General features: G+C 61.1%; 23 protein-coding genes. 14 read left to right on the top strand and 9 right to left on the bottom strand.

The features are described 5' to 3' along the window. Positions 1-145: 145 nt before the first annotated feature. A complete protein-coding gene (locus tag AC1D2P_RS18805; protein ID WP_258667008.1) occupies positions 146-1,042 on the top strand; it encodes a helix-turn-helix domain-containing protein in 897 nt (298 codons plus the stop codon). A gap of 9 nt (positions 1,043-1,051) precedes the next feature. Here AC1D2P_RS18805 and AC1D2P_RS18800 read toward each other — a convergent pair whose 3' ends face one another. Both AC1D2P_RS18800 and AC1D2P_RS18795 read right to left on the bottom strand, forming a co-directional pair. Continuing rightward, a complete protein-coding gene (locus AC1D2P_RS18800; protein ID WP_175648977.1) occupies positions 1,052-1,228 on the bottom strand; it encodes a hypothetical protein in 177 nt (58 codons plus the stop codon). 209 nt (positions 1,229-1,437) lie between these two features. Beyond that, positions 1,438-2,343, bottom strand: coding sequence for a LysR family transcriptional regulator (locus AC1D2P_RS18795; protein ID WP_223525696.1), 906 nt, complete (start codon positions 2,341-2,343; stop codon positions 1,438-1,440). 209 nt (positions 2,344-2,552) lie between these two features. Between AC1D2P_RS18795 and AC1D2P_RS18790 the strand changes: the two genes are divergently transcribed. Both AC1D2P_RS18790 and AC1D2P_RS18785 read left to right on the top strand, forming a co-directional pair. Beyond that, on the top strand, positions 2,553-3,440 hold the full coding sequence (locus AC1D2P_RS18790; RefSeq protein WP_109785045.1) for an MBL fold metallo-hydrolase: 888 nt from the start codon (positions 2,553-2,555) through the stop codon (positions 3,438-3,440). Positions 3,441-3,564: 124 nt separating this feature from the next. Then, positions 3,565-4,179, top strand: coding sequence for an NAD(P)-dependent oxidoreductase (locus AC1D2P_RS18785; RefSeq protein ID WP_477758506.1), 615 nt, complete (start codon positions 3,565-3,567; stop codon positions 4,177-4,179). Between the two features lie 163 nt (positions 4,180-4,342). Here AC1D2P_RS18785 and AC1D2P_RS18780 read toward each other — a convergent pair whose 3' ends face one another. Continuing rightward, a complete protein-coding gene (locus AC1D2P_RS18780) occupies positions 4,343-5,224 on the bottom strand; it encodes a LysR substrate-binding domain-containing protein (protein ID WP_077431362.1) in 882 nt (293 codons plus the stop codon). A gap of 160 nt (positions 5,225-5,384) precedes the next feature. Here AC1D2P_RS18780 and AC1D2P_RS18775 point away from each other — a divergent pair, with 160 nt between their 5' ends. The 6 genes from AC1D2P_RS18775 (at position 5,385) to AC1D2P_RS18750 (ending at position 12,758) form a co-directional block, all read left to right on the top strand. Next, positions 5,385-7,022, top strand: coding sequence for a 5-guanidino-2-oxopentanoate decarboxylase (locus tag AC1D2P_RS18775; protein WP_109785047.1), 1,638 nt, complete (start codon positions 5,385-5,387; stop codon positions 7,020-7,022). Beyond that, positions 7,019-8,467 carry an aldehyde dehydrogenase family protein gene (locus AC1D2P_RS18770; protein WP_077431364.1) on the top strand — a complete coding sequence of 483 codons (1,449 nt, stop codon included), beginning with the start codon at positions 7,019-7,021 and terminating at the stop codon, positions 8,465-8,467. Before AC1D2P_RS18775 ends, AC1D2P_RS18770 begins: the two co-directional genes overlap by 4 nt. Positions 8,468-8,686: 219 nt before the next feature. Then, on the top strand, positions 8,687-9,790 hold the full coding sequence (locus AC1D2P_RS18765; protein WP_109785049.1) for an extracellular solute-binding protein: 1,104 nt from the start codon (positions 8,687-8,689) through the stop codon (positions 9,788-9,790). 143 nt (positions 9,791-9,933) lie between these two features. After that, positions 9,934-10,842 (top strand): ABC transporter permease, encoded by a 909-nt coding sequence (locus AC1D2P_RS18760; RefSeq protein ID WP_046033250.1) that lies wholly within the window; start codon positions 9,934-9,936, stop codon positions 10,840-10,842. After that, the gene (locus tag AC1D2P_RS18755) at positions 10,839-11,687 is read left to right on the top strand and encodes an ABC transporter permease (protein WP_477758505.1); all 849 of its coding nucleotides are present in this window, start codon (positions 10,839-10,841) and stop codon (positions 11,685-11,687) included. Before AC1D2P_RS18760 ends, AC1D2P_RS18755 begins: the two co-directional genes overlap by 4 nt. Positions 11,688-11,702: 15 nt before the next feature. Next, the gene (locus AC1D2P_RS18750) at positions 11,703-12,758 is read left to right on the top strand and encodes an ABC transporter ATP-binding protein (protein ID WP_477758504.1); all 1,056 of its coding nucleotides are present in this window, start codon (positions 11,703-11,705) and stop codon (positions 12,756-12,758) included. Positions 12,759-12,889: 131 nt separating this feature from the next. Here AC1D2P_RS18750 and AC1D2P_RS18745 read toward each other — a convergent pair whose 3' ends face one another. Then, positions 12,890-13,819, bottom strand: a complete 930-nt coding sequence (locus AC1D2P_RS18745; RefSeq protein WP_477758503.1) for an AraC family transcriptional regulator — start codon at positions 13,817-13,819, stop codon at positions 12,890-12,892. 337 nt (positions 13,820-14,156) lie between these two features. Between AC1D2P_RS18745 and AC1D2P_RS18740 the strand changes: the two genes are divergently transcribed. Then, entirely contained in the window at positions 14,157-14,510 is a 354-nt protein-coding gene (locus tag AC1D2P_RS18740; RefSeq protein WP_046033254.1) for an antibiotic biosynthesis monooxygenase family protein, read from the top strand. A gap of 41 nt (positions 14,511-14,551) precedes the next feature. Next, positions 14,552-14,782: a hypothetical protein gene (locus tag AC1D2P_RS18735; protein ID WP_046033255.1), complete on the top strand. Its 231-nt coding sequence runs from the start codon at positions 14,552-14,554 to the stop codon at positions 14,780-14,782. A gap of 1 nt (position 14,783) precedes the next feature. Here AC1D2P_RS18735 and AC1D2P_RS18730 read toward each other — a convergent pair whose 3' ends face one another. The 5 genes from AC1D2P_RS18730 to AC1D2P_RS18710 all read right to left on the bottom strand — a co-directional run bounded on the left by AC1D2P_RS18730 (position 14,784) and on the right by AC1D2P_RS18710 (position 22,049). Continuing rightward, a complete protein-coding gene (locus tag AC1D2P_RS18730) occupies positions 14,784-15,413 on the bottom strand; it encodes a flavin reductase family protein (RefSeq protein ID WP_109785051.1) in 630 nt (209 codons plus the stop codon). A gap of 186 nt (positions 15,414-15,599) precedes the next feature. Further along, positions 15,600-16,919: an MFS transporter gene (locus AC1D2P_RS18725; protein ID WP_477758502.1), complete on the bottom strand. Its 1,320-nt coding sequence runs from the start codon at positions 16,917-16,919 to the stop codon at positions 15,600-15,602. 281 nt (positions 16,920-17,200) lie between these two features. Next, a complete protein-coding gene (locus AC1D2P_RS18720) occupies positions 17,201-18,532 on the bottom strand; it encodes a sigma-54-dependent transcriptional regulator (protein ID WP_109785052.1) in 1,332 nt (443 codons plus the stop codon). Then, complete coding sequence (locus tag AC1D2P_RS18715; RefSeq protein WP_109785265.1) at positions 18,526-20,292, bottom strand: sensor histidine kinase; 1,767 nt, start codon at positions 20,290-20,292, stop codon at positions 18,526-18,528. The genes AC1D2P_RS18720 and AC1D2P_RS18715 overlap by 7 nt, the downstream gene beginning before the upstream one ends. Before the next feature lie 233 nt (positions 20,293-20,525). After that, entirely contained in the window at positions 20,526-22,049 is a 1,524-nt protein-coding gene (locus AC1D2P_RS18710) for a fumarate hydratase (RefSeq protein WP_019581511.1), read from the bottom strand. Between the two features lie 480 nt (positions 22,050-22,529). Between AC1D2P_RS18710 and AC1D2P_RS18705 the strand changes: the two genes are divergently transcribed. Genes AC1D2P_RS18705 through AC1D2P_RS18695 form a run of 3 tightly spaced genes read left to right on the top strand, consistent with a single transcriptional unit; the run spans position 22,530 to position 25,343 of the window. Continuing rightward, positions 22,530-23,636 carry a GGDEF domain-containing protein gene (locus tag AC1D2P_RS18705; RefSeq protein ID WP_046033289.1) on the top strand — a complete coding sequence of 369 codons (1,107 nt, stop codon included), beginning with the start codon at positions 22,530-22,532 and terminating at the stop codon, positions 23,634-23,636. Further along, entirely contained in the window at positions 23,629-24,564 is a 936-nt protein-coding gene (locus AC1D2P_RS18700; protein WP_046033259.1) for an iron-sulfur-binding ferredoxin reductase, read from the top strand. Before AC1D2P_RS18705 ends, AC1D2P_RS18700 begins: the two co-directional genes overlap by 8 nt. A 29-nt stretch (positions 24,565-24,593) precedes the next feature. After that, a complete protein-coding gene (locus AC1D2P_RS18695; protein WP_109785053.1) occupies positions 24,594-25,343 on the top strand; it encodes an enoyl-CoA hydratase-related protein in 750 nt (249 codons plus the stop codon). The last annotated feature ends 90 nt before the right edge of the window (positions 25,344-25,433 follow it).

Raw genomic sequence — 25,433 nt, 5'->3', positions numbered from 1 at the left:
AGAGCCGGTGAATTATTTTTATGGATCGAGTGCTTGCATTTTTCCCTTGCGAGTCTGTCAATTGAAGGTGAAAACTGAGCCGATATCTGTACATTCTGCCAATCGGTGCGATTATCGCCCGTCACCTGAAGCCTGGATTGAAGTGATGAACAAGCCTGACCTGCCTTCGATTCCAGTGTTCAAGCTCTACGGTGAAAGCCTGGACTGGCCGACCCCGGACTTGCTGCACTGCGAAACCATTTCCAAACGCAGCCGCGAACACCAATGGGAAATCAAACCCCACCGCCACGCCGATTTGTGCCAGTTACTCTTCGTCTTCAAAGGTCAGGCAGAGCTTGAAATCGAAGGTAAACGCACGCAACTGACTGAGCCTGCCATCCTGATCCTGCCGCCATTGTCGGTGCACGGTTATCGGTTTTCCGAGGACGTCGAAGGGTTTGTATTGACCCTGGCCGCGCCGTTGGTGACCCATCTGCAGGCGCAACTGGGCAACTCGGTAAATGCGCTGGCCCAGGCCGAAAGCTACCCGGCGGGCAAGGACGGCGATTACCTCAACAGCCTTTTTTCAGCGCTGCAGGACGAATACACCGGTCACCAACCGGCGCGTGAAATGCTCATGCATTCGTTGGTCAGCGTGATCATGGTGTGGGTCAGCCGGCAGGTAATCACGCGCCGCACTGCCAGCCAGCGTCCGCAGCGTGCCCGGGAATACCTCAACGGTTTTATTCAACTGGTGGAAGAGACTTACCGCCAGCACGTCAAGGTCGAAGACCTGGCGCATCGGCTGGGGATTTCCGTGTCCCACCTCAACGGCACGTGCCGTGAACTGGCGGGACAACCGGCGTTGCAGATCATGCACGAACGGCAATTGCTGGAGGCCAAGCGTTTGCTGACCTACACCAGCATGACCATTTATGAAATGTCCGACATGTTGGGATTTTCCGATCCGACCAACTTCACGCGCCTGTTCCGGCGTCGAGTGGGGATTTCTCCCAAGGCGTTTCGCGACCGCTTGAAGGCCGATCAGGACAACGAGGCCTGATCCTCTTCGTTAGCGCAGGGCGTTGAGGGTCGCGTTGTGGGGGATGCAGCGCTCGAAGTTGCAGCTCGCAAATTCGCGGGGCAGTTGGCGCAACTGCTCGACCCGCCAGGCGGCTGTGCCATACAGCGCCAGCGTCGCCGCGCAGGTAATGAAAATGGCGAGGTATCTTCTTGTTTTGGTGTTCATGGCGTTTGACCTCTGAACGAATACCGCTTGGGTATTACTTTGAGCATAGGTCAGCGCGGTGGAGTTGCCACTGAAGCGATATCGGCTCTGACACGGTATTCAGAGCCTTGATGATCCCCTGTGGGAGCGAGTTTGCTCGCGATAGCGATTGATCATTCAACAACGATGTCGACTGAACTACCGCTATCGCGAGCAAGCTCGCAGGTTTTTTATAGGCCGACATCCCACTCCGGTTCCTCGGGGAACCTTAAAACAAGAAAATCCAGCAGGCTGCGCAGCGCCGCCGGCATGTGTTTGCGTGAGGCGTACACCGCGTAGATGTTCATCTGCCGGGGCTCGGCATGGGGTAGCAGACGAATCAGCTCACCGCTGTGGATATGCACGCCGGCCTGATAACTGGGGAGCATTGCCACCCCCGCGCCGGCCATTGTCGCGCGCAGCAACGTGCTGGCTTCGTTGGCGCTGATGTTGCCCTGCACCGGCACCGAGACCGGCTCACCGTCCTCCTCGAAATGCCAAAGGCTTTTGCCGAAGTAGGAATGGGTCAGGCAGTTGTGCTGACTCAAATCTTCCACCCGCTGTGGCCTCGGATGTTCACGCAGATAGGCCGGGGACGCGCAAATCACTGAGCGGCAGACCGTCAGCCGGCGGGCAATCAGATTCGGGTCCAGGTCGTTGCTGGTGCGTATCGCCAGATCAATGCGTTCATCCACCAGGTTCACGGTGCGGTCGAGCATCTGCATATCGATGCTGACGCCGGGGTAACGTTTGACGTAGGCGGCCATGGCATCCGCCAGTTGGGCCTGACCAAACGAGGTGCTGACGCTGATTCGCAACAGCCCGCGCGGCGCATCGTCGGGCTCGCGGATGGCGGCTTGCATGTCGGTGGACAAGTCGAGCATCTGCCGGCAGCGGGGCAGCATCTCGGTGCCGGCAGCCGTCAGGCTCAACTTGCGTGTCGTGCGGTGCATCAACCGGGCGCCGACCCAATCTTCCAGTTCCGCCAGATAACGCGAAACCACCGGGCGTGACAGGTCCAGTTGATCGGCCGCCGCCGACTGGCTGCCGAGGTCGACCACGCTGACGAACACGCGCATTGCTTGTAGACGATCCATGATTTGCCCACTTTTAGAAACAAACTATGTTCAAGCATCGCATTTTTTGTACTGAGTCAGGCAACTAAGCTCTGTCCCCCTGTAGGAGCTGACGAGTGAAACGAGGCTGCGATCTTTTGATCTTGCCTTTACAAGATCGCAGCCTCGTTTCACTCGTCAGCTCCTACAGAGCCATCGGCCAACCTTGGCCATCAACAACGGAGCAACAGATGATCGGCTTCACCTCGCTTAAACGTATTTTGCTGGCCACCGCCACGCTCGGCTTCGCGGCCCATGCAGCCGCGGCATCGACGCTGACCCTGGACGTTTACAACCCCGGCGACAAGGCGATTTTCCCGGTGACGTCGGTGCTGGTCAGTGGCGAAAAGGACGCGATTCTGGTGGATGCGCAGTTCGGCAAATCCCAGGCTGAACAGGTCGTCGAGAAAATCCGCGCCAGCGGCAAGCAACTGACCACCATCTACATCAGCCACGGCGACCCGGATTACTACTTCGGCCTCGACACCCTGACCGCTGCGTTCCCGAACGCCAAAGTGCTCGCCTCGCAACCGACCGTGGATCACATCAAGCACACCGTCGACGGCAAACTCGCGTTCTGGGGCCCGAAAATGGGCGCCGACGTCCCCTCTAAAACCATCGTGCCGGGTGTACTCAAGGGCGACAGCCTGATGCTCGAAGGGCAGAAGTTGCAGGTGGTGGGGCTGGCGGGCAAGCAACCGGATCGCACCTTCGTCTGGATTCCGTCGATCAAGGCCGTCGTCGGAGGCGTGGTCGTGGCAGAAAACATCCACGTCTGGATGGCTGACACGCAAACACCGCAGTCACACGCCGATTGGCTGACTACGCTGCATTCCATCGAAACCCTGAAACCGAAAACCATCGTGCCGGGTCATTACCTCGGTGACAGTGCCCGCTCGTTGGCGGCCGTGCAGTTCACCGCCGACTACATCAAGGCCTTCGATGATGAAACCGCCAAGGCAAAAGACTCCGCTGCACTGATCGCCGCGATGAAGAAACGCTACCCGACACTGGGCGAGGAAAGCTCGCTGGAGTTGAGCGCCAAAGTCGCGAAGGGCGAGATGAAGTGGGGTGAATGAGTATTCCCACGCTCCGCGTCCCATTCAAAGCTGAACGCGGAGCGTCCGTTGAGGCATTCCCACGCAGAGCGTGGGAACGATCATTCCGCATGCACTAATTCACTTGAGCCAACTGGAGAACGTCATGAGCAACATCGCAATCATCGGAGCCACCGGTCGTGCCGGTAGCCAACTGTTGGAAGAGGCCCTACGTCGCGGTCACAGCGTTACGGCCATCGCTCGCGACACGTCGAAGCTCGGCCCGCGTGCCGGTGTGGTGAACAAAGCCGTGGATGCACTCGACGCCGAGGCGTTGCAAGCGGCGGTCGCGGGGCATGATGTGGTGATCAGCGCCGCGCACTTCGCGACCTTGCCCGCCAGTGCCGTCATCGGCCCAGTGAAAAAGGCCGGTGTGAAACGCCTGCTGGTGGTGGGCGGTGCCGGTTCGTTGTTGTTGCCCAATGGCACTCGGGTGATCGACAGCGAAGGTTTCCCTGAGGCGTACAAGGCAGAGGCCAGCGCCGGTGCCGAGTTCCTGGGGTGCCTGCGTCAAGAAAAGGATCTGGACTGGACGTTCCTGTCGCCATCGGCGGAGTTTGTCGAAGGCGAGCGCAGCGGAAAATTCCGGGTTGGCCAGGATGACTTGCTGGTGAGCAGCGAAGGGCGCAGCTGGATCACGTTTGCCGATTATGCGATGGCGATGATGGATGAAGTGGAAGCGCCAAAGCACACTCGCCAGCGTTTCACGGTCGGGTACTGATCACCTGATCACCGCAAACCTTGTAGCAGCTGGCGAAGCCTGCGTCCGGCTGCGTAGCAGTCGTAAACCCTGCATCCACGGTTTTTCTGACACACCGTGAACTATGGTTTTACGACTGCTACGCAGCCGGACGCAGGCTTCGCCAGCTGCTACAGGATTTCGCTCATCGCGCCTGCGCTTGCTCCACCAACCACCCCATCAGCTCGCGCAACTTCGGCGACGGTCCGGGTTTTTCCGGGAACACCAGGTAATACGCCAGCCCCGTCTTCACCTTCAGTTCAAACGGCATGACCAGCCGCCCGGCGCTCAAGTCATCGCCAATCAACGACCAGTCCCCAATCGCTACCCCCGTTCCCTGAGACGCCATCGACATCGCCAGGTCCAGCGTTTCAAAGTGCTGACCCTTGCTGACATTGCTCAAGCGAACATTGGCGGTGGCCAGCCAGGCCTTCCAGTCCCGTTCATCCCGAGTCGGGTGCAGCAGCATGTGTTTCTCAAGATCTTCGGGCGTCTGCAACGGCACCGGGCCTTCGAGCAGCGGTTTGGAGCAGACCGGCGTCAGCTGTTCTTCAAACAGGCGCTGGGACACCAATACGCTGTCTGGCGGCGCGCCGTACATCACCGCCGCGTCGAACTGCTCGCGATGAAAATCCACACCGTGCTTGATCGTGGTAGTCAATTCCACCGGCACATCCGGGCGCTCCCGTTGCCACTGCAACAGGCGCGGCAACAGCCAACGCATGACGCACGTCGGGGCCTTGAGTTGCAAGGTCTCGCGCTTCTCGCCGATCTGCTCCACCGCCTCGTCGATCAGGCCGAAAATCTGCTGGACCCGTGGCAGCCACTCGCGTCCCTCGGCCGTCAAATCCAGACCTCGTGCCTGGCGAATGAACAACTCATACCCCAGATGATCTTCCAGCCCGGCGATCTGTCGGCTCACTGCGCCTTGGGTGATGTGCAGCTGTTCGGCTGCGCGGGTGAAATTGCAGCACTGCGCGGTGATCAGGAAAGTGTGCAGCGCCGGCAGAGGAGGCAGTCGTTTCATTGGGATCCAAGGTATGACGTGAGGACATGGCTAGTATGATTTTTTATCCATTGTTGCGGCTATGTGTCGCCCGTTCCAATGAGGCCATCCCTGGACCTGCCCACGCATCATAAACAACGCGCAGGCCCGGCGTCTCAATCGAACAAGAAGGGCAAATTACATGGCGACGTGCGGCGAAGTATTGGTCAAGTTACTCGAAGATTACGGGGTCGAGCAGGTGTTCGGCATTCCCGGGGTTCACACCGTGGAGCTGTACCGCGGGCTGGCCCGTTCGAGCATCAACCACGTCACTCCGCGTCACGAACAAGGCGCCGGCTTCATGGCCGACGGTTATGCGCGCACCAGCGGCAAACCGGGTGTGTGCTTCATCATCACCGGCCCTGGCATGACCAACATCACCACTGCGATGGGTCAGGCCTATGCCGACTCGATCCCGATGCTGGTGATCTCCAGCGTGCAATCGCGCAGCCAATTGGGGGGCGGTCGCGGCAAGCTGCATGAGCTGCCGAACCAGGGCGCATTGGTCGCCGGCGTGGCGGCGTTCTCCCACACCTTGATGTCGGCGTCTGAATTGCCCGGCGTACTGGCGCGTGCCTTTGCCCTGTTCCAGGCCGGTCGTCCGCGTCCGGTGCACATCGAAATTCCATTGGACGTGCTGGTTGAAGAAGCCGACGACCTGCTCAGCAGCGTACCGGTGAACATCGACCGCGCCGGTGCATCGCCGACCGCCGTTTCGCGCATGAGCGAGTTGCTGGCCGGCGCCAAGCGTCCGCTGATCCTCGCCGGTGGCGGTGCCATCGATGCCGCCGCTGAGTTGACCGAACTGGCCGAACTGCTGGACGCACCAGTCGCCCTGACCATCAATGCCAAGGGCATGCTGGAATCCAGCCACCCGTTGCTGATCGGTTCGACCCAAAGCCTGGTTGCCACCCGCGCCCTGGTGGCCGAGGCCGACGTAGTGTTGGCCATCGGCACCGAGCTGGCCGAGACCGACTACGACGTGACCTTCGCCGGTGGTTTCGAAATTCCTGGCCAATTGCTGCGCGTGGACATCGACCCGGACCAGACCGTGCGCAACTACCCGCCGCACGTGGCGCTGGTGTCCGACTCACGTAACGCCGCCCAAGCCTTGCTCACTGCCCTGTCGCACACATCGCTGGCGGCGCGCCGCAACGATTGGGGTCAGGTGCGTGCTGCCCGCTTGCGTGAAGAACTGGCCGGCACCTGGGACGCTCCGACACTGGCTCAGACCCGCTTCCTCGAAACCGTTCTGCACGAGTTGCCGGAGGCCGTGTTCGTCGGCGATTCGACCCAGCCTGTCTACACCGGCAACCTGACGTTCAACCCCGAGCGCCCGCGTCGCTGGTTCAACTCGTCCACCGGTTACGGCACCCTCGGTTACGCCTTGCCGGCCGCTATCGGCGCCTGGCTTGGCGGCAGCGTTGTCGGCGACTCGCGTCCTCCGGTGGTGTGTCTGATCGGTGACGGTGGCCTGCAATTCACCCTGCCGGAACTGGCCAGCGCCGTTGAAGCGCGCACTCCGGTGATCGTGCTGCTGTGGAATAACCAGGGCTACGAAGAGATCAAGAAATACATGGTCAACCGCGCCATCGAGCCGGTCGGCGTGGACATCTACACCCCTGACTTCATCGGTGTGGCCAAGGCGCTGGGCTGTGCCGCCGACGCTGTCAACGGTGTCGAGCAACTGCGTGTTGCATTGCGTGCCGCTGCCGACCGTCAGGGCCCGACCCTGATTGAAATCGATCAGACCCAGTGGATGAAGGCGGTGTCGAAATGAGTTTTCCAACAACCTTGGATGGCGTGTTCATCAATGGCCAATGGTCGGCCGGCAACGAACATCTGCGCGTGATCAACCCGGCAACCGAAGCGTTGCTGACCACCGTCAATGGCGGTGATGCCCAGGCTGTCGATCAGGCCGTGAGCGCGGCGACCAACGCTTTCGCCGAGTGGTCGAAAACCAGCGGTGCCGAACGTGGCGCGATTCTGCGCAACATCGCGGCCGGCGTGCAGGCCGCTCGTGAGCGCTTGATGCACTTGCAGTCGAGCAACAACGGCAAGCCACAGTTTGAAGCGGCCATCGACGTCGACGACGTGATCGCTACCTTCGAGTATTACGCCGGTCTGGCCGAAGGGCTGGACGCGAAACAAGACAGCGCTGTTGAGCTGCCGACTGAAGATTTCAGCGCACGTCTGCGCCGTGAGCCTGCCGGTGTGGTCGGTTTGATCGTGCCGTGGAATTTCCCGATGGTCACCACCGCCTGGAAACTCGCCCCGGCACTGGCTGCCGGTTGCTGCGTGGTGCTCAAACCGTCCGAGGTGACGCCGCTGCCAGAGTTGGAGCTGGCGGCCATCATCGCCAAGGCCGGCTTGCCTGCCGGCGTTTTCAACCTGGTCTGCGGCACGGGCCTGGCGGTCGGTGCGCCGCTGTCGGCGGATCCGCGCATCGCCAAAATCTCCTTCACCGGCAGCAACGCGGTGGGCGTGCAGGTCATGCAACGGGCGGCGGAAACCGTGAAAGGCGTGAGCCTGGAGCTGGGCGGTAAATCGTCGCTGCTGGTACTGGCCGATGCTGACATCGAACTGGCGGTGGAAGTGGCGTGCGGCGGTGGTTTCTTCAACGCCGGGCAAATGTGCTCCGCCACCAGCCGCGTGCTGGTTGCCGATGAAGTCGCCGATGAATTCCTGTTGCGCCTGAAGGCTCGCGCCGAAGCCATTCGCGTGGCTGACCCGTTCGACCCGGCGGTGGAAATGGGTGCGCTGGTCAACCACGCGCAATACCAGCGTGTGCTCGGTCACATCGACCGAGGCTTGAGTGCGGGCGCCAAGCTGATGTGCGGCGGTAATCGTCCGGCAGACCTGCCGCGCGGATATTTTTTACAGCCGACGATTTTCACCGAAGTGCCCCTGGACAGTGCGTTGTGGTGTGAAGAGATTTTCGGCCCGGTGATCTGCGTTCGCAGTTTTGCCACTGAAGCCGAGGCGATTGCCTTGGCCAACGACAGTCAGTTTGGCCTGGTCGCCAGCGTCGTCACGCGCAATGCCGAAACGGCTGACCGCGTCGCTAACGCCTTGCAGGCGGGGCTGGTGTGGATCAACGCGCCACAGGTGATCTTCCCGCAGACCGCCTGGGGTGGCTACAAGCAGAGCAGCATCGGCCGCGAATTGGGGCCGTGGGGCTTGCAGGCTTTCCAGGAAATAAAACACGTGATTCGGGCCGTCTGACGGCACGAAAACGGTGAGCGCATGCCTCGAAACGAGGCATGCGCTGACGTCATGGCTTCAATGAGTTTTTATCGATAGTCAGGTGATTTACACGACCTCAGGATGAACCCGTCGGCTCAGCTCTAACCCTTTGAATACGGGGGTTTGAAGCGGATCTGACCGCGCGGATACAACGGTTGCGACCAACCTCATAATTTACAAAAACAAAGGGAGTCCTTCATGGGCGAGCATGATCTGAACAGACGTCAATTCATCAAAACCGTGGGCGTAGCCTCGGTGGCAGCGGCCGCCATGAGCATGCCGTTCATCAAGGCCAATGCCAGCGACACACGTTTTGCCGGCAAGACCCTGCGTTTGCTGACCTGGTCCGATGACACCGGTCTGGCAGCCCTGCGCAATATCGCTGCAACTTTCGAAGACAAGTACGGCTGCAAGGTCATCGCTGACCGTACCGGCAGTACCTCGGAAATGGTTGCCAAACTGAAGGCCGGCGGTGATCGTCCGCAGTACGACATCATCACCCTGGCTGGCGTCGGTGCCGAAGGTCTGGCCGCCGCCAACCTGCTGGAAAAACCCGACCTCAACCGCATTCCCAACCTGGTCGACGTACCGGAAAAATACCGCACCGGCGCCAATGGCCACGGTATCGGTTACCTCCTGTGGTGCAACAGCCTCGTCTACAGCACCCGCACCCAGAAAGAAGCCCCGACCAGCTACGCCTCCCTGTGGGACGCCGACGCTGCGCCGAACATCTTCCTGCCGCCGCCAAACTGGACCGAGGCCATGGACCTGATCATCATCGCCGCCAAACTGGCCGGTGGTGACGAGCACAACATTGAGCCGGGCTTCAAGAAACTCGCCGAGCTGAAAGATCGCGTGGTGACCCTGGGTGAAAACCCGAACCAGATCGCCGAGCTGTTCCGCACCGGTTCCCTGGACATGGGCGGCTTGTACGCGCCGGCGTTCTTCCCGAAACAGATTCGCGATCCGGCCTACGGCCTGAGTGCAACCTTTGGCATGAAGGAAGGTTTCTACACCGACTTGATGCAATCGGTCATGCCGAAGAACCGTCCGGGCGACACCGACATGGCGTACGCCTTCATCAACCACTCTCTGGACCCGGTAGTGCAGGGCAAGATGGCTGAAGACATCTACAACGGCCCGGTCAACGCCAAGGCGATCATCTCCGCCGAAGCGCGCAAGAGCCCGTACATCCTCACGCCAGAGCAGATTGCCGAGAAGGCGATCATGCACGACAACGCCTTCCTGGCCACCGTGCATGACCAATGGATTCGTCGCTACACGGAAATCTTTTCTTCCTGATCTGAATCGCAGGGAGGTTCTTCGAACCTCATCGCGGGCAAGCCTCGCTCCTACAAGAGCAGCGCCATACCTGTAGGAGCATGGCTTGCCCGCGATCGAGTGCGCAGCACTCGCCAAGATCTTCCATTGACGAGACCTTTGCTATGGAACACCAACCTCTGACTCATCCGGTGAGTGTCGCCCCCGTGCGCGCCAACCGGGGTGTTTCGCCGACGACGCGCGCCTGGCTTTTCCTGTCGCCGTCGATGCTGTTCATGGGTGTGCTGATTGCCGCCAGCCTGCTGGTCCTGCGCATGAGCGTGGGCACCAAAGGCGCGGAGTGGACCGGGTTCAGCCTGGCCAGTTACGCCCAACTGCTGGAACCGTATTACCTCAAATCGTTGCTGCTGACCCTGCGCCTGGCGCTGATCAGCGCAGTTATTGCTGTCGTGTTGGCGATCCCGGTGGCCTACACCATGTCGCGCCTGACCTCACCGTTCGTGCGCCGGATCTTCCTCGCCGCGGTGCTGTTGCCGTTGCTGGTCAACCTGCTGCTGCAAAGCTACGGCTGGCTGGTGATTCTCGGCCCTGGCGGCATGCTCAACCAGGCACTGATGGGCCTGGGCTTGATCAAGCGTCCGATCATGCTGCTTTACAACCAGAACGGCGTGCTGATGGGCCTGGTGCAAACCGCGTTCCCGCTGGCCGTGCTGCCGATTGCCAGCGCCATGCGCGGCGTCGCCCGTACTTACGAAGAAGCCGCCGCGACACTGGGCGCGAGTCGCTTGCAGGTGTTCCGCCAGGTGGTGTTGCCGATGAGCATGCCGGGGATCATCACCGGCGCGACGTTGGTGTTTGCCTACAACGCCAGCAGCTTCGTGGTGCCCCTGCTGCTCGGTGGTCGACGCGTGCCGATGCTGGCGGTGATGGTCCATGACCAGATCGCCCCGCTGATGAACTGGCCCGCCGCGTCCGCTGCCGGTGTGGTGCTGATTGTCACTACGCTGGCGATCATGACCTTGTCCGAATACATCACTGGCCGCCGTCGGCGCATGCTGGAGGCTTCGCAATGAGTACCCTGACCAAGAAACGTTATGGGCTGCTGCCGGGCGAAACCGGCAAGTTTGCCGGCATCCTCTCGGGCTTCATCCTGCTGCTGGCGGTGTTGCCGATCCTGACCATGATCGTGATGTCGTTCAGCGGTTCGTCGAACCTCGACTTCCCGCCGAGCAGCTACAGCCTGCAATGGTACAAGGCCGCCTGGCACACCTTCGTCTCGCCGGATGCCAGCGACGTGCTGAGCCTGGGCAAAGCCATGACCACCAGCCTGATGGTGGCGTGCCTGACCATGGTCTTCGCCACGATCATCGCAGTGCCGGCGGCATACGCGCTGACCCGTTGCGAATTCCGCGGCAAAGCCGTGGCGATGCAATTGATGTCGCTGCCACTGGTGTTCCCGATGGTGGTATTGGGCCTGGCATTGCTGCTGGTGTTCGACAGCCTGCCGTTCCAGATGACCACCTCGCGGCTGGTGATTGCCCACGTGATCCTGGCGCTGCCCTTCGTGGTGAAAAACTGCACCGCGGCGATGCTGTCCATCGGCACCGAAGTCGAGGAGGCCGCGCAAATGCTCGGCGCTTCGCCGACGCGGGCGATTATCGATGTGGTGGTGCCGCTGATGAAGTCGGGGATTCTGGCGGGCATGCTGCTGGCGTTCATCGTTTCCTTCAACGAATTCACCGTGACCTACTTCCTCTACACCATCGACGTCATGACCGTGCCGATCTGGATGTACAGCCGCACCGTGTCTTCGCTCGACCCAACCGTGTTCTCGTTCGCCGTGCTCATCGTGCTGATCGACTTCGTCCTGATCTGGGCGCTGGAGAAGCTGGTGGGTGAAGGTGGCGTTTCGTTCTGATTCTTGAGGTGCAACATGACTGGTCTGATTCTGGAAAACGTCGAGAAACGCTACGGCTCGGCCTGCGCGGTAAAAGATGTAAACCTGCATTTGCCGGAAGGCAAACTGGTGTGTTTCCTCGGTCCTTCGGGGTGTGGCAAAACCACGTTGCTGCGCATGATTGCCGGCCTCGAAACCCTGACCGGCGGCGAGATTCGCCTGGACGGTGACGACATCGGCAACACGCCTGCGCACCAGCGCAACTTCGGCATGGTGTTTCAATCGCTGGCGCTGTTTCCGCACATGACGGTGGGGGAGAACATCGCCTATCCGCTGAAACTGCGTGGCGTCAGCAAGGCTGATCAGCAGGCGCGGGTGGTGGAATTGCTGGAGCTGATTCAGCTGCAGGAAATGATTGATCGCCCGGTGGCAAAACTCTCCGGTGGTCAGCGTCAGCGCGTGGCGATTGCCCGGGCGATTGCCAACCACCCGAAAATCCTGCTGCTGGATGAACCGCTGTCGGCGCTGGACGCCAAGCTGCGCGAGTCGATGCAGGTGGAAATCCGTCAGCTGCAACAACGCCTGAACATCACCACGATCATGGTGACCCACGATCAGCGTGAGGCAATGACCATGGCCGATATCGTTGTGGTGTTGGGTGAGCACCGCGTGCAACAAGTGGGTACGCCGATTGAAATCTACCGCCACCCGGCCAACGAATTTGTCGCGGACTTCATCGGTTCGGGCAACATTTTCCCGGCCACGGCGCTGGGCAACGGCAAAGTCAGTTTGCCAGGTGGCGATGCACTGCAAGTTCCGATCTGCAGCAGCATCGTGGTCGGCGAGAAAGTGAAAATGCTGATCCGTCCTGAAGACCTGCAACTGTCGCACCCGCAGGAGACGGCGGGGAACCGGTTGCTGGGCAAGGTGACGTTCGTGCGTGATATCGGTGCGACGATTGAAACGACCGTGGAGTGTTCCGGGGTGACGTTTACCGCGCTGAGCACACCGTGCCAAGGGTTTGGGCTGAGCATTGGCAACCCGGTGTCGGTGACGTTGCCGGCCGAGGCTTGCCGCGTACTCGGCGCCTGATCCCAAATTTTTATTGCCTGAACTGGCCTCATCGCGGGCAAGCCCGCTCCCACAGGTTTTGTGTACACCGTGATCCCTGTGGGAGCGGGCTTGCCCGCGATGAGGCCATCAGCCACGCAACAATTTCTGGATCAGACACTCAACCGCAACCGCGCCAAATCCCGCAATGGCGGCGCCCCAAACAACCGACTGTATTCCCGGCTGAATTGCGAGGGGCTTTCATACCCCACCCGATACCCCGCCGCCGAAGCCTCCAGTCCTTCCGCCAGCATCAACCGCCGCGCTTCCTGTAACCGCAGCTGCTTCTGATACTGCAACGGGCTCATCGCCGTCATCGCCTTGAACCGGTGATGCAACGTCGACACGCTCAAATTCACTTCCTTGGCCAGATCATCGATACGCAGCGGCTGCTCATAGTTGCCGTTGAGCCACTTGATCGCCTGACTGATGCGATGGCTCTGGCTGTTGGCGATGGCGATTTCATACAGCCGATGCCCCTGCGGACTGCGCAACAACCGATAAAGAATCTCCCGACGAATCAGCGGCGCGAGCATGGCGATGTCTTTCGGCGTGTCCAGCAACCGCGCCAGGCGCAGCACTGCGTCGAGCATCGCGGTGTCGATGCGTTCGACATACAGGCCTCGACCGGTAGGGCGGGTCGGAACGCCCAAGGGGCCGGCGTCGGCGATCAACGCAGTGATTTCTGCCGGGTCGATGTCCAGGCGCACGGCAAGGATCGGCGCCTCGGGCGAGACGTCTACCACCCGCCCGCTCAGCGGCATCGAGACCGACACCACCAGGTAATTCAGCGGGTCGTAGTTGAAGTGCTCGTCGGCCAGCCTGACCTCTTTGCGCCCCTGCGCCATGATGCACAGCGCCGGTTGCGCGAGCACCGGGGCAAACACATGGGACTGGCTGTGGCGTGACATGAACAGCGAACCGACGGCCGTCGCATAGGTGCCATCGTCCGACGTATTGCGGCGGATGATAGTGGCCAGTTCTTCGCGCTGTTTCTCCATGTCGGCATCCAGCGGAACTTGAACGTGATCGAACGACGACATGCCGGGCATCCTCGCTGAGGGGGTAGGTAATGAGCCGAGCTTAAATTTGTGCAAGACAAAGCGGTAGACACATCCTGCCTCAACCTTGCCTGATTCTGCACGGCGTGGGTTAACGGTGCGTCTATGTCTGCGTATCGCCGGGGAAACTTGCTTGAAACCCGTGTTTCATTGGCGTGGAACGTATAGACAGGCCGCTACGGCCGTTTTGGAACACCGCGCAGGATTGTGCAATAAGCCGGCAGAAATCGACTAACCGCGCTGGATTGTGCGCGATTAACCTTTGATCCTGTCGCAGCCCGTCCCACGGCTGCCACTCGAGTACCTGGGAGGGTTGAACATGTCTACGCAGATCCCCGTCAGTCACATGGCTTTTGTGCGTGCCCGCGCCGGGCGCTCGGCGGAGCTCGGTGTGCGCCTGAGCGCGTTGATCGAGCCATCGCGCAGCGCGCCGGGTTGCCTGAGTTTTTCCCTGCAGCATTCACAATGCGATCCCGAGTTGTGGCTGGTTTCCGGTTTTTGGGCCCATCAGCAAGCCATGACCGCTTATTTCAGCACGCCGGCGATGGAAGTGTTCGCCGAGCTGGTGCAGGAACTGGTGGTCAACAGCCTGGACTTTCATACCTTCAAGGAAGTCTCTGCCGCTCAGGCCCTCGGCCAGTCCGGGTCGTGGGTACACAAAATGGCGGGTTGAGGGTTTAATGAGCGCATTCTCAATCAGCCAGGATCCGCGACATGGCACGTAAAGCCTTTGAACACTTCGAAGCCGTTTCCGCAGTAGTACCGGGTGAAGGGGGTTACCACGCCGCCATCGCCGTCAAAGCGCTGGGTGGCGCGGGCGCACCGCGTTTTCACAAAGTCCTCGAAGGCCAGGTCTTCAAGACCGCCCATGAGGCCGATGAAGCAGCAGCCAAAGAGCTGACCCGCCTCAAAGACGTCAAGGAAAACACCGACCTGCTTTGGTGATTTACCGGTTTGCCCCCGGGCGATACATCTTGAACAACGCCTCCGGTCCCAGCTGAAAATAGTCCGCTGGCCCACCGCCGCGCAGAATCGGTTCTGCCGCGGCGGTGTCGTATACCCCGTCCTTCAACAGCCACTTGGCGATATGCACGGCGACCACTTCGCCGAGAATCAGCCAGCTCGGCACCACATTTCCGTCGGCGCGTTGCAACTGAATGATCTGCGTGACCTTGCACTCGAAGGACACCGGGCTTTCGGCCACCCGTGGCACCTGGATGATTTTCGAGGCGAGGGGCGTGAGCCCCGACAGTTCGAACTCATTGACCTCGGGGCCGACCATGGCGCAGCTCTGATTCATTTGCTCGGCCAGCGGGCGGGTGGCCAGGTTCCAGGCGAACTCGCCGGTCTGCTCGATGTTGTTCAGGCTGTCTTTGCGCCCGACGCTGGAAAAACCAATGATCGGCGGAATGTAGTTGAAGGCATTGAAGAAGCTGTACGGCGCCAGGTTCAGGCGGCCGTTGGCATCCTGCGAGGAAATCCAGCCGATAGGGCGCGGGCCGACGATGGCGTTGAACGGGTCGTGGGGCAGGCCGTGGCCGTTGGCTGGTTCGTAGAAATGGATGTCGTCAGCCATGGCGTAAATTCCTGGGGTTCTCGGGAGGCGAACATGGTGCAAGGACGAGCCGATTATTTCCAGCATTGAGGTCAAAATGTAGGAGCGAGCCGCCCGGAGCCGGCTCGTTCCTACAGGTTGTAGGTCTATTCAGTAAAAAGGGGCAGACCCTCGCAGGTCTGCCCCTTTTGTTCAGCGCTGACGGTATCAGTCAGTCTCGATCCGCGAATGCTTGCGGGTGTCTTTCATGGTCACATACACCAGCAACGACACCGCGATGCACGCGGTGACATACCAGTAGTAACCGGTTTCCATGCCGATGCTCTTGAACCACAGTGCGATGTATTCAGCGGTGCCGCCGAAGATCGACACGGTCAGGGCATACGGCAAGCCTACGCCCAGCGCACGAATCTCGGTCGGGAACAGTTCGGCTTTGACCACGGCGTTGATCGAGGTGTAGCCGCTGACGATGATCAGCGCCGCCATGATCAGGAAGAACGCGCCCCACCAGGATTGAACGGTGTGCAGGGTGGTCAGGATCGGCACGGTGAACAGCGTGCCCAGAATGCCGAAGGCAATCAGGATCGGGCGACGACCGACTTTATCCGACAGCCCGCCGATGATCGGTTGCAGGCACATGAACAGGAACAATGTGGCGGCGGAAATCGTGGTGGAGTCGGAGATGCTCATGCCGACGGTGTTCACCAGGTATTTCTGCATGTACGTGGTGTAGGTGTAGAACGCCAGCGTACCGCCCATGGTCAGGCCGACCACGGTCATCAGTTCTTTCGGGTGACGAAGCAAGGTGCGCATGGCGCTTTCCTTGGACTTCTCTTTTTTGGTGAACGACTCGGTTTCTTCCATGCCGCGACGCAGGTAGAGCGCGACCACGGCACACAGCGCGCCGATGGCGAACGGGATGCGCCAGCCCCAGTCGTACAACTGCTCGGTGGTCAGCACTTGTTGCAACACGATCAGCACGGCCAAGGCTATGAGCTGGCCGGAGATCAGCGTCACGTACTGGAAGCTGGAGTAGAAGCCGCGACGCTCCTTGGTGGCCATCTCGCTGAGATAAGTCGCCGAAGTGCCGTACTCGCCACCGACCGACAAACCTTGCAGCAGGCGCGCGAACACCAGCAGGATCGGTGCGTCGATGCCGATGGTTTCATACCCAGGACTCAGGGCGATCAGCAGCGAGCCGAAGCACATCAGGTACACCGAGGCCATCAGCGCTTTTTTGCGCCCGACTTTGTCGGCATAGAGGCCCATCATCCAGCCACCAATCGGGCGCATCAGGAAGCCCACGGCGAAGATCGCGGCGGTGTTCAGCAGTTGGGCGGTGGTGTCGCCTTTGGGGAAAAAGGCCTTGGCGAAGTACAGGGAGAAGGCGGCGTAGACATACCAGTCGTACCACTCGACCATATTGCCGACCGAGCCGCTGAAAATCGATTTGATGCGACTGGCGGTGGTTCTTTCTTTAGCCGGCACGGCAGCCGACCCAAGGGGCAGGGTATTGGAGTTATCCATTGAAGGATCCTTCGTTTAATTGTTTTTGTGGAGCGCGTTGAAACGCAGCCTGCGAGGGCTATAGCAGGAGGTGTGCCAAGGTGCAGAGGGCCGGTTTAGAGGGGGGAGGCGGGTTTGTTGAGCGGAAATCCGCTTATTGGATCGAGGCGGCAAGCGGAATTCCGCCGAAGCTGATCGTTCCCACGCTCCGCGTGGGAATGCCTCAACGGACGCTCCGCGTTCGGCTTTATTTGGGACGCAGAGCGTCCCCGGCTCCATTCCCACGCGGAGCGTGGGAACGATCACTCGGCGAGGAACATCTCGCGCGTCAGTCCATGCCGCTGCATCTTTTCATTGAAGGTCCGGCGCGGCAGTTGAAGTTCTTCAAGCACCGCTTTCACATCGCCCTTGTGCCGGGTCAACGCCGAGCGCAGGCATTGCGCTTCAAACGCTTCCTGCTGCGCCGCCAGTGACTGGCCAGGGTCGATGCCCACCGGTTCCGGTTCGCCCAGCCCCAGCACTTGCCGTTCGGCAACGTTCGCCAGTTCGCGCACATTGCCCGGCCAGTCGTGGCTCAGCAGATGGCTCAACTGCGGGCCAGTCAACGGTGGGAACGTCCGCCCCAGACGCTCGGCGGCATTCTGCGCAAACGACTCGAACAACAACGGAATGTCTTCACGTCGTTCGCGCAACGGTGGCAGGCGCAACTCGGCAACGTTCAGTCGATAGGCCAGGTCCTCGCGAAAGCGCCCGGCCCGCGCTTCATCGAGCAGGTCTGGCTTGGTCGCGGCGATGATTCGCAAATCCACGCGAATGCTCTGGTTGGACCCCAGGCGCTCAAGCTTCTGCTCCTGCAGCACCCGCAGCAATTTCACTTGCTGGGCCAGCGGCATGCTTTCGATCTCATCGAGAAACAGCGTGCCGCCATCCGCGTATTCAAGCTTGCCGATGCGTTTACCCTGCGCCCCGGTGAACGCGCCGCTTTCGTGGCCGAACAACTCGGCCTCGAACAATTGCTCGGGAATCGCCGCGCAGTTGAGCGCCACAAACGGCTTGTCGGCCCGCGGTCCGAAGTCGTGCAGGCAGCGGGCAACCAGCTCTTTGCCACTGCCGGTTTCGCCGCGGATCAGCACATTGACCGGCAATGCCGCCAGGTCCAGCACCTGGCGGCGCAAGGTTTGCAAGCCACGGGACACACCGAGTAGCGTCGCGTCGAGTTTGGCGCGGTTGTCGGCCTGTTCGTGCAGGGCGCGGTTCTCCAGCACCAGCCGCCGCTTGTCCAGCGCGCGGCGCAAACTGCTCAGCAGGGTTTCCGGGCTGAAGGGTTTTTCAAGAAAGTCATACGCGCCATCGCGCATCGCCTCGACCGCCATCGGCACATCGCCGTGACCGGTCAGCAGAATCACCGGCAGGTCGGCATCGCGCCGTTGGACCTCGGCCAGCAGTTCCAGCCCGGTCATGCCGGGCATGCGCACATCGCTGAGGATCACGCCGGGAAAGTGAGTGGGCAGTTGCGCCAGGCATTCATCGGCGCGGCTGAACAATTGCACCTCAAAGCCCGACAGGCTCAGCCATTGTTCGACGGCACTGCGAATACTGCTTTCGTCGTCGACCACCATGACTGAATTCAGCATGGGCTGTGTGCCTCCAGATCAATGGGCAAGGACAGGGTGAACACCGCGCCGTTGGCGTGATTGTCGGCACTCAGGCGTCCGCCCGCTTCGTGAGCGATGGCAAACGATACCGCCAAGCCAAGGCCCAGGCCATCGCCCACCGGTTTGGTGGTGAAGAAGGGATCGAACACGTTGCCCAGATGTTCTTCGGCGATGCCGCCACCGTTGTCGCTGACGGTCAGGCGCCACAGTTGCTCGTCGGCTTCGAGGCGGATTTCCAGACGCTTGCAGGGTTTGTCGTGCATGGCGTCGAGGGCGTTGCGCAGCAGATTGATCAGCACCTGTTCCAGACGAATCGCATCGCCGCGCACCCACGCCGGACGCGTCAGGTGCAGCACCGTGCTGATTTGTTCATCACGCAGGCGTGCGTCGAGCAATTGCAGGGATTGGTCGACCACCGCGGCCAGGTCCAGGCGTTCGCGCAGGCCACTGGGGCTTTTGCGGGCGAAGGTTTTCAGGTGGCCGGTGAGGGCCGCCATGCGCGTGAGCATGTCGTCCACCGGTTTGAGTGCCTTGTAAGCGTCGTCGACCCGACCGTGATCGAGCAGCAGGCGCAAGGTCGCCAGTTGCATGCGCTGGGCCGTCAGCGGTTGATTGATTTCATGGGCCAGCGCCGCCGACATCTGCCCCAGCGCCGCGAGTTTGGCTGACTGCACCAAACCGTCCTGCGCCGTGCGCAAATCGCGGGTACGTTCCTCGACCAATCGTTCGAGTTCTTCGCGGCTGCGCTGGCGCAGTCTGGCCAGGCGCCAACGCTGATTGAGGAACAGCAACAGAAACACCAGCGCCAGCCACAGCCCGGCGGCGGCGAGCGCGGCGTTGCGGCTGTCTTCGAACGCGACTTGCGGGCGGCGCAGCAAGTGCAGCGTCCAGCCTTCGGCGGTCAACGGCAGCGATTCCCACAGATACTTCGCCGCCCCGTCAGGCCCCGCCACTTGCCTCAGCTCACTGTTGTCGTCGAAACGCTCCACCGATTGGAATTCGAGCGGCGTGAGCGGTTGTTTGTCGTACTGGCGGGTGACCTTGAGTTCGGCGTGATCGCTGTCGCTCAGGGGGTTCAACAAGCGATAGCGCCAGCCCGGCTGGTTGGCGATGAAGATGATCCCGCGTGCATCGCTGACCAGCAGCGTGTCGCTGCCCTGACGCCATTCGCGTTCCAGTTCCGGAAACTCGAGCTTGACCACCATCGCCCCGAGGAACTCGCCGTTGTCGTCGGTCACTGCGCTGGACAGGAAGTACCCCGGAATGCCGCTGGTCACGCCCACGGCGTAGAAGCGCCCGGTGCCTTGGGTGCGAGTCTCGCTGAAGTAAGGGCGAAAGCCGTAGTTGTGGCCGACATAGCTACTGGGTAAACGCCAGTTGCTGGCCGCCACGGCAAGGCCGGTGCGGTCGAGCAGTTCGAGGGTCGAGGATTGCGCGGCGCCGTTGATTTTTTCCAGCTTGCGATTCAGCGCGTCCTGTTGCTCAGGCGTTACCGTGCCGTTGAGGGCTGCGCGCAGTTCCGGGTCCAGCGCGAGCACAGCGGGCAGGGCGCGGTAGCGATCGATCAGGGTGTGCAGGGAATTGGCGTAGAGCGCCAATTGCTGATTGGCGCGGGAGGCGTCCTCGACCAAGGCCTGACGTTCGGCGTGGCGCATGGCGAAGCTGGCGGCCAACGCGGCGCCGGCGATGATCAGCAATGTGTACAGCGTCAGGCGTAACGCGCGTGAAGTCGCAAGCATGGTGTTGGAAACAGTCAGCAATACGGGCGCGCACCATACCATGGAGCGCTTGAAATCATGAGCCGTGTGACGGCGTATTGCCTTTTATGCTGCTCATTGTTCGATGAAGTGTTTTGTGACTATGCCGATTTATTCGACAGGTTTACTGAACGCGCTATGAAATTTAAAACGTGGCAAAAAAAACGGCCGGGTCATCTGAAAGACGCCCCGGCCGTATTGGTGCCTTGTAGCGCTTACTGCACTTCTACCGCCAGGCTTTCACTGATCTTTTTCTGCCAGATGGCAGGACCGGTGATGTGAACCGACTCGCCTTTGCTATCAACCGCAACAGTCACTGGCATGTCTTTCACGTCGAACTCGTAGATGGCTTCCATCCCCAGTTCGGCGAATGCCACGACGCGGGATTTCTTGATGGCTTGCGCCACCAGGTAAGCCGCGCCGCCGACTGCCATCAGGTAAACAGCCTTGTGGTCCTTGATCGCTTCGATCGCGGTAGGGCCGCGCTCGGATTTGCCGATCATGCCCAACAGGCCGGTTTGCTCGAGGATCTGACGGGTGAACTTGTCCATCCGCGTTGCGGTGGTCGGACCGGCAGGGCCAACCACTTCTTCGCGCACCGGATCAACCGGGCCGACGTAATAGATGAAGCGACCCTTGAGGTCCACCGGCAAGGTTTCACCCTTGTTCAGCATCTCGACCATGCGCTTGTGCGCCGCGTCGCGACCGGTGAGCATCTTGCCGTTGAGCAGGACGGTCTCGCCCGGCTTCCAGCTCTGCACTTCTTCCGGGGTCAGGGTGTCGAGGTTGACGCGACGGGCCGACGGGCCGGCTTCCCAGACGATTTCCGGGTAGGCGTCCAGCGGTGGCGCTTCCAGCGAGGCCGGGCCGGAACCGTCGAGCACGAAGTGGGCGTGACGGGTGGCGGCGCAGTTCGGGATCATGCACACCGGCAACGAAGCGGCGTGGGTCGGGTAATCCATGATCTTCACATCGAGCACGGTGGTCAGGCCACCCAGGCCTTGGGCGCCGATGCCCAGTTGGTTGACCTTCTCGAACAGCTCCAGGCGCATTTCTTCAATGCGGTTCTGCGGGCCGCGAGCCTTGAGCTCGTGGATGTCGATGGACTCCATCAACACTTCCTTGGCCATGACCGCAGCTTTCTCGGCGGTGCCGCCGATGCCGATGCCGAGCATGCCCGGTGGGCACCAGCCGGCGCCCATGGTCGGAACGGTCTTCAGCACCCAGTCGACGATCGAGTCGGACGGGTTGAGCATGGCCATTTTCGACTTGTTCTCGGAACCGCCGCCCTTGGCCGCCACGTCCACTTCCACGGTGTTGCCCGGGACGATGGAGTAGTGGATCACGGCCGGGGTGTTGTCCTTGGTGTTTTTACGAGCGCCCGCCGGGTCGGCGAGGATCGAGGCACGCAGGACGTTTTCCGGCAGGTTGTAAGCCCGGCGCACGCCTTCGTTGATCATGTCGTCCAGGCCCATGGTGGCGCCATCCCAACGCACGTCCATGCCCACGCGGACAAACACGGTGACGATGCCGGTGTCCTGGCAGATCGGGCGGTGGCCGGTGGCACACATGCGCGAGTTGATCAGGATTTGCGCGATCGAATCGCGGGCCGCTGGCGATTCTTCGCGCAGGTAGGCCTCGTGCATCGCCTGGATGAAGTCAACGGGGTGGTAGTAAGAAATGAATTGCAGGGCGTCAGCAACGCTCTGAATCAGGTCGTCTTGCTTGATCACGGTCATGAGTCGCGCTCCTCTAAAAGACGGGAACATTCAATAAGGTGCTTGCAGCTTGGGTGCATCGGTCGGTTGCAAGCACCTTTCAAGGCACGCCGGGGCTGCTGGCGCGACGCTAAAAAGGCGCGGCAGTATACCGCGCCTCGGTTCCGGGCACACCCGCCGACAGTCAATCGTTGGTCGCATAACTTCACGACCCCTGTAGCCGCTGACGAAGCCTACGTCCGGCGGCGAAGCCGTCGTAAAACCTGAATCGGTGATTTGCCTGACACACCGGGGTGCATGGATTCACGACGGCTTCGCCGCCGGACGCAGGCTTCGCCAGCTGTTACAGGGTATGGGGATGGGTGAATGAGGGACATGCTTTTGACGCCAGTTTTTTGCCCCGAAAATAGTATGGTTATTTGTCTGGCTCGCCACTAAAGTGGCACTCGGCCTGTAGAGTAGGACACTCGATCAGCATTCCTTCGCATGGTGAGTCAACGATTGACCCATAACGCAATTCAACGGCTTTTACTCAAACGCTTTGCCCTCGCAGCCTGCACTTATGCCTTGGCCTTGATGCTGCTGTGGCTGGCGTTTTTCACCGGGCACTACGACGAACCCATGGCCAGCGTGGCCGTCGGCACGGCGCTGGTGGTCATCAGCCAGGCGGCGTTGTTCGCGGTGTTCTACAGCGGCTGCAACCTGCGCTTTTCCGACCCCAGCCTGACCGAAGCGCAAGTGTTGATGGGGCTGGGATGGCAAACCTGGCTGATCGCCAATCTGGATGAGGCACGCGGCGCGTTTCTGGTGTTCTACGTGCTGATCCTGCTGTTCGGACTGTTCCACCTGTCGCGTCGGGCGCTCGTGCGGTGTGCGCTGCTGGTGTTTTTCAGTTTCTGCGCGATCACGCTGTGGGAGGGCTACCACTTTCAGCTGCCCGACCCGGCGCTGGCCGGGTTGCAAGTGTGCGTGTTGCTGATTGTGCTGATCTGGCTGGTGCTCTACGCCCATTACGTTCAGGCGTCGCGCCAACGCATGCGTCAGCGGCGCTTCGCCCTGCAAGCGCATCAGGACACCCTGCGCGGGATGATGCGCCAGCTCGAAGACCTGGTGGCCACCGACGAACTCACCGGGCTGTTCAACCGCCGCCATTTCCTGCGCCTGGCCTCCCGCGAACTGAAGGTGATGGACGCCGGTGTGATGCATGGCCTGGCGCTGATCGACCTCGATCACTTCAAACGTATCAACGATGTGCACGGCCATGCGGCGGGCGACCAGGTCCTGCAAGCCTTCGCTGGCGTGGCGACGGCGTGCCTGCGCGACGGCGATGTGTTGGCGCGTTATGGCGGTGAGGAATTCGTGGTGCTGGTGCCCGATTGCGATGCCGAACGCCTGACCGCCTGCTGTGAGCGGCTGCGCATCGCCTTCACCGATGTCGAACTGATCGGCCTCAACGTGAACAGCCTGAGCCTTTCGGCGGGCATGACCCTGCTGGCCGTTGGCGACGATCTCGACGACGCCTTGCAGCGAGCCGATCAGGCGCTTTACCGCGCCAAGCGTGACGGTCGCAATCGCTGCGCGGCGGCCTGGGAGAACGTCGATGCCTGAGTTGCGGGTCGGCGAGCGGCATTTTTCGGTGGCAGCGGGCAGCAACCTGCTCGATGCCCTGAATCAAAATGGCGTAGCGGTGCCCTACAGTTGCCGCGCCGGCAGTTGCCATGCGTGCCTGGTGCAATGTGTACAAGGCCTGCCGAGCGACAACCGCCCGGATGCCCTGAGCGCAGATCAGCGTCAGCAAGGCTGGCGTCTGGCGTGCCAGTGCCAGGTGGTCGAGGATTTGCAGGTGCATGCCTTCGACCCGCAAGTGGACGGTCGCCCGGCCGAGGTCGCCGCCATCGATTGGCTGAGCGCCAGCGTGTTGCGCCTGCGCCTGACACCGCAACGGCCGTTGCGCTACAACGCCGGGCAACATCTGGTGCTGTGGGCGGGCAACGTGGCGCGTCCTTATTCACTGGCGAGCCTGCCGCAAGACGACCGCTTTCTGGAGTTTCACCTCGATTGCCGTCAACCGGGGCAATTCAGCGACGCGGCCCGTCAGTTGAGCATCGGTGACACCCTGCGCCTCGGCGAACTGCGCGGCGGGGCGTTGCATTACGACCCGGACTGGCACACCCGACCGCTGTGGCTGCTGGCCGCCGGTACCGGTCTTGGCCCGTTGTTCGGGGTCTTGCGCGAAGCGTTGCGTCAGGATCATCACGGCGCCATTCGCCTCATTCACCTGGCCCATGACGCCGACGAGCATTACCTGGCCAAACCGCTGCAAGCCATGGCTGACGGTCGCGATAACCTGACGGTCGAGTTCTGGACCCCGGCCGAGTTGCCGCAGGCATTGGCGCAACTGCGGCTTGTCTCCCGACAAACCCTGGCCTTAGTCTGCGGAGCCCCCGACAGTGTCGACGCCTTTTCCCGGCGCCTTTACCTCGCGGGATTGCCGCGCAATCAACTGCTGGCCGATGTGTTCCTGCCGCGTGGTTGAGCGCTGATTGATCAGACGCGAGTCCCACCATGACCGATACCATCCAGATTGAACGCGAACGCGGTGTGCTGACACTGCGCCTGAATCGCCCCGAAAAGAAAAACGCCCTGACCCGCGCCATGTATAGCCACTTGGCCGAAGCGCTGAAGCAGGCTGATACCGATCCCGAAATCAACGCCGTGCTGATCACCGGCAGCGCCGAGTGCTTCACCGCCGGCAACGACATCGCCGACTTCATCCAGCAACCACCGGGCAACCTCGACAGCCCGGTGTTTCATTTCATGCTCAACCTGCTCGAATGCCGTAAACCGGTGATCGCCGCCGTGGCCGGCGCGGCGGTGGGGATTGGTACGACGATGTTGCTGCATTGCGATCTGGTTTATGTCAGCACGGACGCGCGGTTGCGCATGCCGTTCGTTAATCTCGGCTTATGCCCGGAGTTCGGCTCCAGCCTGATCCTGCCGCGTTTGCTCGGGCATGCCAAAGCGGCGCAGTTGTTGTTGCTGGGAGAAGGTTTCAGCGGTGAGCAGGCGGCGGGGTGGGGCATTGCCACCGAGGCGTTGGGCAGTGGCGAAGAAACATTGGCAAAGGCGCGGGAAATGGCGCTGCGGTTCGAATCGCTGCCACCGGAAGCGGTGCGCATCAGCAAGCAATTGATGAAAGCGCCGGACCGGGAGTTGATTCGCAAGGTGATCGAGGAGGAGGGCGCGTTGTTTACCCAACGGTTGCGCTCACCGGAAGCGTTGGCGGCGTTGACCGGGTTTATCAAACGGCACTAACTCTGCGGTGACTGGAGTGGCCTCATCGCGAGCAAGCTCGGCTCCCACAGGTTTTGAGTCGAACTCCAGTCTGTGACCACCACCCACCAC

This window comes from Pseudomonas sp. P1_F1_2 (assembly GCF_056405815.1).
This window is presented reverse-complemented; position numbering and strand designations above follow the sequence as displayed.

Coding starts and splice junctions, on each gene's coding strand:
- AC1D2P_RS18805 (WP_258667008.1), top strand. CDS start 146: ATGAACAAGCCTGACCTGCCTTCGATTCCAGTGTTCAAGCTCTACGGT.
- AC1D2P_RS18800 (WP_175648977.1), bottom strand. CDS start 1,228: ATGAACACCAAAACAAGAAGATACCTCGCCATTTTCATTACCTGCGCG.
- AC1D2P_RS18795 (WP_223525696.1), bottom strand. CDS start 2,343: ATGGATCGTCTACAAGCAATGCGCGTGTTCGTCAGCGTGGTCGACCTC.
- AC1D2P_RS18790 (WP_109785045.1), top strand. CDS start 2,553: ATGATCGGCTTCACCTCGCTTAAACGTATTTTGCTGGCCACCGCCACG.
- AC1D2P_RS18785 (WP_477758506.1), top strand. CDS start 3,565: ATGAGCAACATCGCAATCATCGGAGCCACCGGTCGTGCCGGTAGCCAA.
- AC1D2P_RS18780 (WP_077431362.1), bottom strand. CDS start 5,224: ATGAAACGACTGCCTCCTCTGCCGGCGCTGCACACTTTCCTGATCACC.
- AC1D2P_RS18775 (WP_109785047.1), top strand. CDS start 5,385: ATGGCGACGTGCGGCGAAGTATTGGTCAAGTTACTCGAAGATTACGGG.
- AC1D2P_RS18770 (WP_077431364.1), top strand. CDS start 7,019: ATGAGTTTTCCAACAACCTTGGATGGCGTGTTCATCAATGGCCAATGG.
- AC1D2P_RS18765 (WP_109785049.1), top strand. CDS start 8,687: ATGGGCGAGCATGATCTGAACAGACGTCAATTCATCAAAACCGTGGGC.
- AC1D2P_RS18760 (WP_046033250.1), top strand. CDS start 9,934: ATGGAACACCAACCTCTGACTCATCCGGTGAGTGTCGCCCCCGTGCGC.
- AC1D2P_RS18755 (WP_477758505.1), top strand. CDS start 10,839: ATGAGTACCCTGACCAAGAAACGTTATGGGCTGCTGCCGGGCGAAACC.
- AC1D2P_RS18750 (WP_477758504.1), top strand. CDS start 11,703: ATGACTGGTCTGATTCTGGAAAACGTCGAGAAACGCTACGGCTCGGCC.
- AC1D2P_RS18745 (WP_477758503.1), bottom strand. CDS start 13,819: ATGTCGTCGTTCGATCACGTTCAAGTTCCGCTGGATGCCGACATGGAG.
- AC1D2P_RS18740 (WP_046033254.1), top strand. CDS start 14,157: ATGTCTACGCAGATCCCCGTCAGTCACATGGCTTTTGTGCGTGCCCGC.
- AC1D2P_RS18735 (WP_046033255.1), top strand. CDS start 14,552: ATGGCACGTAAAGCCTTTGAACACTTCGAAGCCGTTTCCGCAGTAGTA.
- AC1D2P_RS18730 (WP_109785051.1), bottom strand. CDS start 15,413: ATGGCTGACGACATCCATTTCTACGAACCAGCCAACGGCCACGGCCTG.
- AC1D2P_RS18725 (WP_477758502.1), bottom strand. CDS start 16,919: ATGGATAACTCCAATACCCTGCCCCTTGGGTCGGCTGCCGTGCCGGCT.
- AC1D2P_RS18720 (WP_109785052.1), bottom strand. CDS start 18,532: ATGCTGAATTCAGTCATGGTGGTCGACGACGAAAGCAGTATTCGCAGT.
- AC1D2P_RS18715 (WP_109785265.1), bottom strand. CDS start 20,292: ATGCTTGCGACTTCACGCGCGTTACGCCTGACGCTGTACACATTGCTG.
- AC1D2P_RS18710 (WP_019581511.1), bottom strand. CDS start 22,049: ATGACCGTGATCAAGCAAGACGACCTGATTCAGAGCGTTGCTGACGCC.
- AC1D2P_RS18700 (WP_046033259.1), top strand. CDS start 23,629: ATGCCTGAGTTGCGGGTCGGCGAGCGGCATTTTTCGGTGGCAGCGGGC.
- AC1D2P_RS18695 (WP_109785053.1), top strand. CDS start 24,594: ATGACCGATACCATCCAGATTGAACGCGAACGCGGTGTGCTGACACTG.